General features: G+C 70.6%; 8 protein-coding genes. 6 read left to right on the top strand and 2 right to left on the bottom strand.

Annotated elements, in window-relative coordinates:
• A partial coding sequence (locus VGS97_RS28905) for a COX15/CtaA family protein (protein ID WP_326856854.1) occupies positions 1-747 on the top strand: 747 nt, incomplete at its 5' end.
• Between the two features lie 62 nt (positions 748-809).
• Here the strand turns inward: VGS97_RS28905 and manA are convergent.
• The gene (gene manA / locus VGS97_RS28900; protein ID WP_326856853.1) at positions 810-2024 is read right to left on the bottom strand and encodes a mannose-6-phosphate isomerase, class I; all 1215 of its coding nucleotides are present in this window, start codon (positions 2022-2024) and stop codon (positions 810-812) included.
• A 48-nt stretch (positions 2025-2072) separates the two neighbouring features.
• Complete coding sequence (locus tag VGS97_RS28895; RefSeq protein WP_414641876.1) at positions 2073-3053, bottom strand: heme o synthase; 981 nt, start codon at positions 3051-3053, stop codon at positions 2073-2075.
• Positions 3054-3492: 439 nt separating this feature from the next.
• On the opposite strand from VGS97_RS28895, the gene tkt reads away from it, so the two are divergent.
• The 5 genes from tkt to pgl form a co-directional block, all read left to right on the top strand.
• Complete coding sequence (gene tkt / locus VGS97_RS28890; RefSeq protein WP_326856851.1) at positions 3493-5592, top strand: transketolase; 2100 nt, start codon at positions 3493-3495, stop codon at positions 5590-5592.
• A 21-nt stretch (positions 5593-5613) separates the two neighbouring features.
• Complete coding sequence (gene tal, locus VGS97_RS28885; protein ID WP_326856850.1) at positions 5614-6747, top strand: transaldolase; 1134 nt, start codon at positions 5614-5616, stop codon at positions 6745-6747.
• A gap of 71 nt (positions 6748-6818) precedes the next feature.
• Positions 6819-8366, top strand: coding sequence for a glucose-6-phosphate dehydrogenase (gene zwf / locus VGS97_RS28880; protein ID WP_349262308.1), 1548 nt, complete (start codon positions 6819-6821; stop codon positions 8364-8366).
• Positions 8363-9421 (top strand): glucose-6-phosphate dehydrogenase assembly protein OpcA, encoded by a 1059-nt coding sequence (gene opcA / locus VGS97_RS28875; protein WP_326856848.1) that lies wholly within the window; start codon positions 8363-8365, stop codon positions 9419-9421. Before zwf ends, opcA begins: the two co-directional genes overlap by 4 nt.
• Positions 9418-10022, top strand: a 605-nt coding sequence (gene pgl / locus VGS97_RS28870; protein WP_326856847.1) for a 6-phosphogluconolactonase, incomplete at its 3' end; no start/stop codon positions are given. The genes opcA and pgl, both read left to right, overlap by 4 nt.

Below are 10022 nucleotides of genomic sequence, written 5' to 3'. Positions count from 1 at the left end.
TCGCTCGGCTATCACGGCGTCATCGAGTTCTCCAACCGGCTGCTGACCTACGCGGTCACTGCGGCCGTCGCGGCGGCGATCGTCGCCACGATGCGCCAGCGCCCGCGTCGGCCGATCCTGGTCAGGCTGTCATGGGCGCTGTTCTTCGGCGTGGTCGCACAGGCGGTGATCGGCGGCATCTCGGTGCGCACGCAGCTGGCGCCGGGCTGGGTCGCGTTCCACTTCTCCTTCTCGATCGGGATGATCGCGGTCAGCTGGCTGCTGTGGACCCGCAGCCGCGAAGGCGACGCTGCGCCGGAACTGCTCGTGCGCCGGGAACTGGTCTGGCTGGCCCGCACGCTGGTCACGGCCGCCGGCGCGGTCGTCGTCGTCGGCACGCTGGTCACCGGCACCGGTCCACACGCCGGGGCGACCGACGCCGCGAGGCGCCTTCAGCTCAACCCGGCGGACGTCACGCAGGCACACGCCGACCTGGTCTTCATAGTCGTCGGCCTGACCATCGCGCTGTGGTTCGCGCTCAAGGCAGCCGACGCGCCGTCAACAATCGTGCGCGCGACCCGCGACCTGTTCGTCGTGCTCGCCGCGCAGGCCGCCATCGGCTACACGCAGTACTTCACCGGTCTGCCCGCGTGGCTGGTCCTGCTGCACATGGCCGGGGCGTGCCTCACCTGGATCGCCGCTTGGCGCATCCTGACCTCGATGCGCACGCGTCCGCAGTTGCCGGAACCGGCCGTCGTCCCAGCCTAGATCGCAGTGCTGATGGACCGGATCTCACGCCTCGGCAGGCCGTCGGCCAGAAGCCGTGCCGATCAGGAATAGCCGCCGGGCGACGCGAGGAAGAGTCGGGCGTCACCGGTCAGGGTCACCGCCGCATCGGAGGCGGACAGGAAGCAGGAGCTGCCACGGGACAGTTCCAGCCTCCGGCCCGCGTCGGCCGTGGCGCTGGCCGAGCCTTCAACGCACAGCAGGATGCGGGGCAGGCCGTTGCCTGGGACACGAAGCTCGCCTTGGACGGTCAGATGCCACAGACGGAACTCGGGAACCGGCGTGTCGAACTGCGCGACGCCATCGCCGTCACCGCCGACATCCCGATGCGCCGTCAGGACCGGGACCTCGACTCCGGGGTCGAGCACCCGCACAAGCTCGGGAACGTCGATGTGCTTGGGAGTGAGCCCCGCGCGGATCACGTTGTCCGAGTTCGCCATCAGCTCCACACCGGTGCCGCGGATGTACGCGTGCACGCCGCCGGCGCCCATGAACAGGGCTTGGCCGGGCTGCACGACCGCATGGTTCATGAGCAGCGAGCAAACCAGGCCGATGTCGCCGGGATGATCCTCGGCCATACGCCCGATCGCTTCGTACGCGGCCTGGAAATCGCCCGGCTCGGCGGCGAAGCACTCGGCGGCCGACACCACGCGATCGACGAGCGCCGTGCGTTCGTCTCGCGGCCACTGAAGCAGAGTCGCCAAGGCACGCGCGACGGTCGCGGGCTCCGGAGCGGATTGCAACTCCTTGACGAGTCCGCGCAGCGGCTCGACGCCGAGCTGGTCGACGATCTCGGCGGCCTCGGCCGCCGGGCGCAGGCCGGCCAGCACCTCGAACGGAGTCAGCGCGCACAGCACCTCGGGCTTCGGCCAGCTGTCCACGTACACCCGCTCGCGGACGCCGCGCGGGACGCCACGCGCCTCCTCGGCCGCGAAACCGGCCTCGGCCTGCGCGCGGTCCGGGTGCAACTGGATGGACAGGGCCTTGCGCGCGGCCAGAACCTTGAGCAGAAACGGCAGTCGGCCGCCGAAGCGTCCGGCCGTCGCGGCACCGAGTTCGCCGACCGGGTCCGCCGCGATGACGGCTTCGAGTGTCGTCTCGGCGCCGTCGCGCTCAAGCCGCGAGGGTGCGGTGGGGTGCGCTCCCATCCACAACTCGGCCTGCGGCGTGCCCTCCGGGTTGTCGACACCGAGCAGTTCGGCGATCGCCGTGGCCGAGCCCCAGGCATACGGCTGGATGGTGTTGCGCAGCAGGTCCACGCCGGTTGTCTTTCGTCGTCGTTTCCGTCCGGCCGGGCCGATCGCCGGTCAGTGCACGAGCGGGTCGATCGCGGCGCAGACGAACAGCAGCGCGAGGTAGCTGTTGGAGTAGTGGAACATCCGCATCGGCCGCAACGCCGTACCCGTCACACCCTTGCGCGCGGCCGCGTGCAAGCGGTGCGCCTCGACCAGAAACACCACGCCGAGCAACGCCGCGCCGACCGCGTAAACCGGTCCGGTGTGCGCGATAGGCCAGAGCGCGAGCGAGCACAGCACCGTCGCCCACGTGTACAGCATCATCTGCCACGTCACGTGTCGCTCGGTGGCGACCACCGGCAGCATCGGGACCTTCGCCGCCGCGTAGTCGTCGCGGTAACGCAGCGCCAGTGCCCAGAAGTGCGGCGGAGTCCACAGGAAGACCACCATGAACAACACGACCGGCGGCCAGGCGAGGTGGTCGGTGACCGCCGTCCAGCCGATCAACGTCGGGAAGCAGCCGGCCGCGCCGCCCCACACGATGTTCTGCGCCGTGCGCCGCTTGAGGATCATCGAGTAGACGACGACGTAGAAGACGTTCGCGGCCAGCGCCAGCCCGCTGGAGAGCCAGTTGACGAAGAAGCCGAACCAGAGCGTCGAGACCACGCCGAGGACGAGGCCGAACACGACGGTCTGCCTGGCCGTCACGCTGTGCCGCGGCAGCGGGCGGCGGCGGGTGCGGCGCATCTCGGCGTCGATATCGCGGTCGACCCAGCAGTTGAGCGCGTTCGCGCTGCCCGCCGACAGGTAGCCGCCGACCGTGACCGCCAAGACCAACCAGAGCGACGGTACGCCGTGCGCGGCCAGGAACATCACCGGGATCGTCGTGACGATCAACAGCTCGATGATCCGCGGCTTGGTCAGGGCGACGTAAGCGTTCAGCGTCGCGCGCCACGACCGGCTCCCTGCCGCTGATGCGGCGTCTGGTGACGCGGCGTCATCAAGAGCGGTGCTATCGAGAAGCGGACCGTCGAGCGCGGTGTCGTCGATCATGGTGCCGTTAAGCATGGTGCCGTTAAGTACAGCGTGATCGAGGTCAGCGTCGGTCGCCGCGGGTGCGACGAAATGCGTCGCGGTCATCACGGGGCGGGACTCGACGGCTGTCACAGGCGGGCCTCTATTGCTGCTCAAATCACGCTGAACTGGATTCGACGAAACTCTAGACCCCGGCCGCGCGGTGCTCGCGGGCGGGTCGGCGCGAATCGCCGGGGCACGCCGCCCAGGCCGTCTGACCCGCTCGGCCCCGCCGGGCGGATTGGTAAGCCTTGGAGGGGTAGGGTGGCCGGTGGATAACGGAATCAATGCTTCGCCAATGCTTTGCCGCGCGGGGCCAGGCTGTTCCCACGCACAGCCCTGGCTGGCAGCGTCGCCGTCCGCCCCGACGCGCTGGACGCTATTTTTTTGACCACCAGGAAAGGACACGCGCGTTACTGTGAGCACGCCCACACCCTTCGAGTGGACCGAGCTGGACCGGCGGACCGTCGACACGGTCCGGGTGCTGGCGATGGATGCCGTGCAGAAAGTCGGCAACGGGCACCCCGGCACCGCGATGTCACTGGCCCCGGCCGCCTACCTGCTCTTCCAGAAGCACCTGCGGCACGACCCGGCCGACCCGCAGTGGACCGGCCGCGACCGCTTCGTGCTGTCCCCCGGACACTCCAGCCTGACGCTGTACATCCAGCTGTTCCTGTCCGGCTACGGACTGACGCTCGACGACCTCAAGTCCTTCCGCACCTGGGGCTCCCTGACGCCGGGTCACCCCGAGCACGGCCACACCGTCGGCGTGGAGACCACCACCGGCCCGCTCGGCCAGGGCCTGGCGAACGCGGTCGGCATGGCGATGGCCGCCCGCTACGAGCGCGGGCTGTTCGACCCGGACGCGGCGCCCGGCGCCTCGCCGTTCGACCACCGCGTCTACGCCTTCGCCTCCGACGGCGACCTGGAGGAGGGCGTCACCGGCGAGGCCTCCTCGATCGCGGGTACCCAGAAGCTCGGCAACCTCGTCGTGATCTACGACGACAACCACATCTCGATCGAGGGCGACACCAAGGTCGCCTTCACCGAGGACGTGCTGAAGCGGTACGAGGCGTACGGCTGGCACACCCAGTCGGTGGAGTTCACCACCCCGAACGGCTACGTCGAGGACGTCGAGGCGCTGCACAAGGCGATCGCCGCGGCCGAGAACGAGACCGGGCGCCCGTCGATCATCCGGCTGCGCACCATCATCGCCTGGCCCGCGCCCAAGGCGCAGAACACCGGCAAGGCGCACGGCTCCGCGCTCGGCGAGCCGGAGGTGGCCGCCACCAAGGAGATCCTCGGCTTCGACCCGCAGCAGCACTTCGAGGTCGCCGACGAGGTCCTGGAGCACGCCCGACAGGTCGGCGAGCGCGGAAAGGCCGCCCACGCGCAGTGGAACGGGGCGTACGAGACCTGGCGCGCCGCGAACCCGCAGCGGGCCGCGGAGTTCGACCGGATCTCCCGGCGGGCGCTGCCGGCCGGCTGGGACGCCAAGCTGCCCGAGTTCCCGGCAGGCAAGGACGTCGCCACCCGCAAGGCTTCCGAGGCTGTCATCCAGGCCGTCGCCGAGCAGCTGCCCGAGTTCTGGGGAGGCTCGGCGGACCTGGCCGAGTCGAACAACACCACCATCAAGGGCGGCCTGTCCTTCCTGCCGTACCACGAGCAGGACAACGAGTTCGGCGGCTCCTCGCCGTACGGCCGGATCCTGCACTTCGGCATCCGCGAGCACGCGATGGGCTCGATCCTCAACGGCATCGCCCTGCACGGCAACACCCGCGTGTTCGGCGGCACGTTCCTGGTCTTCTCCGACTACATGCGCCCGGCCGTGCGCCTCGCCTCGTTGATCCACCTGCCGGTGACGTACGTGTGGACGCACGACTCGGTCGGCCTCGGCGAGGACGGCCCGACGCACCAGCCGGTGGAGCACTACGCGGCGCTGCGCGCGATCCCCGGGTTCAGCTTCGTGCGGCCGGCCGACGCCAACGAGACCGTGGCGGCCTGGAAGGCGACCCTGGAGCAGGACGGGCCGGTCGGGCTGGCGCTGACCCGGCAGAACCTGCCGGTCTTCGACCGCGAGGCGCTCGGCGCGTCGCTTCCCGTTCACGAGGGTGTCAAGCGCGGCGGGTACGTTCTGGCCGAGGCCTCCGGCGCGGCGCCGCAGGTCGTCCTCATCGGCACCGGCTCGGAGGTACAGCTCGCGGTGACCGCCCGCGAACGGCTGGAGGCCGCCGGGGTGCCGACCCGGGTCGTCTCGATGCCGTGCGTGGAGTGGTTCGACGCGCAGGACGCGGGTTATCGGGAGTCGGTGCTGCCGAAGTCCGTGCGGGCCAGGGTCGCCGTCGAGGTCGGGGTGGCGCAGCCGTGGTACCGGTTCGTCGGCGACGCCGGCCGGGTCGTCTCGCTGGAGCACTACGGCGCGTCGGCCGACCACGCCACGATCTTCCGGGAGTTCGGCATCACCGCCGAGGCGGTCGAGGCGGCCGCCCGGGAATCGCTGGCCGAAGCCGGGGCTTGAGACTTAGGGGAGATGAGATCCATGAGTGAGCGTCTTGAGAAACTGGCCGGCGCCGGGGTGGCGATCTGGCTGGACGACCTGAGCCGGGAGCGGATCAGCTCCGGCAACCTGGCGGCCCTGCTGCGCGAGAAGAACGTGGTCGGCGTCACCACGAACCCGACGATCTTCCAGAAGGCGATCAGCGGCTCCGCGATCTACAACGGCCAGATCCGCGAGCTGGCGGTGCGCGGTGTGACGGTCGACGAGGCCGTGCGGATGATCACGGCCCGTGACGTGCGTGACGCCGCGGACGTGCTGCGGCCCGCCTACGACGCCTCCGCGGGCCAGGACGGGCGGGTCTCGATAGAGGTCGACCCGCGCCTGGCGCACAAGACCACGGCGACCGTCGCCGAGGCCAAGCAGCTGTGGTGGCTGGTGGACCGGGACAACGTGTTCATCAAGATCCCGGCGACCCGGGAGGGTCTGCCGGCGATCGCCGCGACCCTCGCGCAGGGGATCAGCGTCAACGTCACGCTGATCTTCTCGATCGAGCGGTACAAGGCCGTGATGGACGCGTTCCTGGACGGCATGGAGCAGGCCTACGCCAACGGCCACGACCTGTCGAAGATCGCCTCGGTCGCGTCCTTCTTCGTCTCGCGGGTGGACACCGAGGTCGACAAGCGGCTGAAGAAGCTCGGCACGGCGGAAGCGACGGCGCTGCTCGGCAAGGCCGCAGTCGCGAACGCGCGGCTCGCCTACGCGGCGTATGAAGAAGTGTTCGGTTCGGCACGGTGGGAGGCGCTGGCCGCCAAGGGCGCCAAGCCGCAGCGTCCGCTGTGGGCCTCGACCGGCGTGAAGGACCCGGCGTACAAGGACACGCTGTACGTGGACGAACTCATCGTGTCGGGCGTCGTCAACACCATGCCCGAGGCCACGCTCGACGCCGAGGCCGACCACGGCGAGCCGACCCCGGACGCGGTGCACGGCACCTACGACGAGTCCCGCAAGGTGTTCGACGGGCTGGCCGCGCTCGGCATCTCGTACGACGACGTCGTGCAGGTGCTTGAGGACGAGGGCGTGGAGAAGTTCGACACCTCGTGGAACGAGCTGCTGGACGCGCTGCGCGCCGAGCTCGCGAAGGAGAGCGCCGCGGCCGGCGAGGAGAACGCCGCGTGAACCCGGAGCCTGCCGCCGTCGCGGCGGCCGCGTCGCGCACCGGCTTCGGCCAGTCCATCGCGGCGCGGCTGATGAGCGCCGCGGAGCACGCCGGCACCGACTGGGCCAACCCGCTGCGCGACCCGCAGGACCGGCGGCTGCCGCGCATCGCCGGACCCTGCGGCCTGGTGATCTTCGGGGTGACCGGGGACCTGTCACGCAAGAAGCTGATGCCTGCGATCTACGACCTGGCGAACCGGGGGCTGCTGCCCCCGGGCTTCGCGCTGGTCGGCTTCGCCCGCCGGGACTGGGAGGACGAGGACTTCTCGCAGGTCGTCTACGAGGCGGTCAAGGAGCACGCCCGCACCCCCTTCCGCGAGGAGGTGTGGCGGCAGCTGTCGGAGGGTTTCCGCTTCGTGCCCGGCGAGTTCGGCGACCCGGTCGCGTTCGAGAAGCTGCGCGACACGATCGACGAGCTCGACCGGCTGCGCGGCACCAACGGCAACCACGCCTTCTACCTGTCGGTCCCGCCGAAGTTCTTCCCGGGCGTGGTCCAGCAGCTCAAGGAGTCGGGGCTGGCCGACGGCGGCGAGAACTCCTGGCGGCGGGTCATCATCGAGAAGCCGTTCGGGCGCGACCTGGCCAGCGCCAAGTCGCTCAACAAGGTGGTCAACGACGTCTTCCCGCCCAAGTCGGTCTTCCGGATCGACCACTACCTGGGCAAGGAGACGGTGCAGAACATCCTGGCGCTGCGTTTCGCCAACGAGATGTTCGAGCCGATCTGGAACCGCAACTACGTCGACCACGTGCAGATCACCATGGCCGAGGACATCGGCATCGGCGGCCGGGCGGGCTACTACGACGGCATCGGCGCGGCCCGCGACGTGATCCAGAACCACCTGCTCCAGCTGATGGCCCTGACGGCCATGGAGGAGCCGACCTCCTTCGACGCGGACTCGATCTTCGCGGAGAAGGTCAAGGTGCTCTCGGCGGTGCAGCTGCCCGAGGACTTGGCCGCGCACACAGTGCGCGGACAGTACGCCGAGGGCTGGCAGGGCGGGGAGAAGGTGATCGGCTTCCTCAAGGAGGACGGCATCGCCGCGGACTCGATCACCGACACCTACGCCGCCATCAAGCTGGAGATCGACACCCGCCGCTGGGCCGGCGTGCCGTTCTACCTGCGCACCGGCAAGCGGCTCGGCCGCCGGGTCACCGAGATCGCGGTGGTCTTCCAGCGCGCCCCGCACCTGCCGTTCACCGACACGATGACCGAGGAACTGGGCTCGAACGCCCTGGTCATCCGGGTGCAGCCGGACGAGGGCGTGACCGTGCGCTTCGGCTCGAAGGTCCCGGGCACCTCGATGGAGGTGCGGGACGTGTCGATGGACTTCCAGTACGGCGAGGCGTTCACCGAGTCCTCCCCCGAGGCCTACGAGCGGCTCATCCTGGACGTCCTGCTCGGCGACCCGCCGCTGTTCCCGCGGCTGGAGGAGGTCGAACTCGGCTGGGAGATCCTCGACCCGGTCGAGGAGTACTGGTCCGCGAACGGCAAGCCCGCGCAGTACCCGGCCGGCACCTGGGGCCCGGCCGAGGCCGACGAGATGCTGGACCGCGACGGACGGTCCTGGAGAAGGCCATGATCATCGACCTCACCGACACCAGCTCCAGCAAGATCGGCGCGACGCTGGTCCAGGCGCGCCGCCGGGCCGGTTCGCCGACCACCGGCGCCGTGCTGACGCTGATCATCTCCACCGAGGAGCGTCACCACTACGACGCGATGAAGGCTGCCAGCCGGGCTTCGCGCGAGCACCCGGCCCGCATCATCGTGGTCGTCGGCCGTCCCGAGGTCGCGCGCACACGGCTCGACGCGGAGGTGCGCGTCGGCGACGAGACCGGGCCCGGCGAAGTCATCGTGCTGCGGCTCTACGGCGAACTGTCCGCGCACGCCGACTCGGTCGTCGTGCCGCTGCTGCTGCCGGACGTGCCCGTGGTCACCTGGTGGCCGGACGCGGGCCCGGACGTGCCGTCGAACGACCCGCTGGGCCGGTTCGCGGCGCGCCGGATCACCGACGCCGCCGAGTACCACAAGCCGATGGACAAGCTGCGTGCCCGCGCCGCCGGATACTCCCCCGGCGACACGGATCTGGCGTGGACCCGGCTCACCCCGTGGCGCTCGATGCTCGCCGCCGCGCTCGACCAGTTCCCGCGCAAGATCACCGGCGCCTCGGTCTCCGGCGAGGAGGGCAACCCGTCGGCGCGGATCCTCGCGGTGTGGCTGCGCCAGCGGCTGAACGTGCCGGTCAGCCGCACTGCGGACGAGGGGCCCGGCATCACCGGGGTCGAACTGCACACACCCGACGGCCCGATCGCGCTGACCCGCCCGGACGGCGAGTTGGCCACGCTCTGCGTGCCCGGCCAGCCGGACCGTCCCGTAGCGCTCAAGCGCCGCGAGACCGCCGAGCTGATCGCCGAGGAGCTGCGCCGCCTCGACCCGGACGACGTCTACGCCAAGCTGCTACAGGACGTGGACGTACCGTTCACCGAGCCGCTGAAGGTGGCCGGCCCGACCGTGGAGAAGGCCGCGAAGGAGGCCGCCAAGCTGGGCGAGCCGAAGCCCGTGTCCACCACCGACAGCACCGCCGGCACCGACGTCAAGTCCGCCGACGGCTCCCCCGCCCCGAGGGAGTCGGCTTGACTGCCGCGCACAACCCCCGCGGCTCCCGCGCCGGAGCCACCCCCGAGCTCATCATCCACCGCGACGCCCCGCTTCTGGCGCAGGCTGTGGCGGCGCGGCTGGTGACGAAGCTCGTGGACGTGCTCGCCGCGAAGGACGAGGCGCACCTCGTCCTGACCGGCGGCACGGTCGGCATCGGCTCGCTGACCGCGGTCGGCGAGCTGCCGGCGCGGGTGGCCGTGGACTGGAAGCGGGTCCACCTGTGGTGGGGTGACGAGCGCTTCCTGCCGGAAGGCGATCCGGACCGCAACGAGACCCAAGCGCGCTCGGCGCTGCTCGACAAGCTGGACCTCGACCCGGCGCGGGTGCACGCGATGCCCGCGTCGGACGGCCCGGACGGCGACGACGCCGAGGCCGCCGCCGAGCACTACGCAGCCGAACTGGCCCGCCACGCCGCAGACGACAGCGACGTGCCCGACTTTGACGTGGAGCTGTTCGGCATGGGCCCGGACGGCCACGTGGCATCGCTGTTCCCGGAGCACCCCGGCGTCTACGAGGAAGACCCGGCGGTCATCGCCGTGCACAACTCGCCCAAGCCCCCGCCGGACCGGCTCTCGTTCAC

The organism is Actinocrinis sp. (genome assembly GCF_035946395.1).
Classification (GTDB): domain Bacteria; phylum Actinomycetota; class Actinomycetes; order Streptomycetales; family Catenulisporaceae; genus Actinocrinis.
Note: the sequence above shows the minus strand (reverse complement) of the source record. Positions and strands in the feature narration are given on the sequence as shown.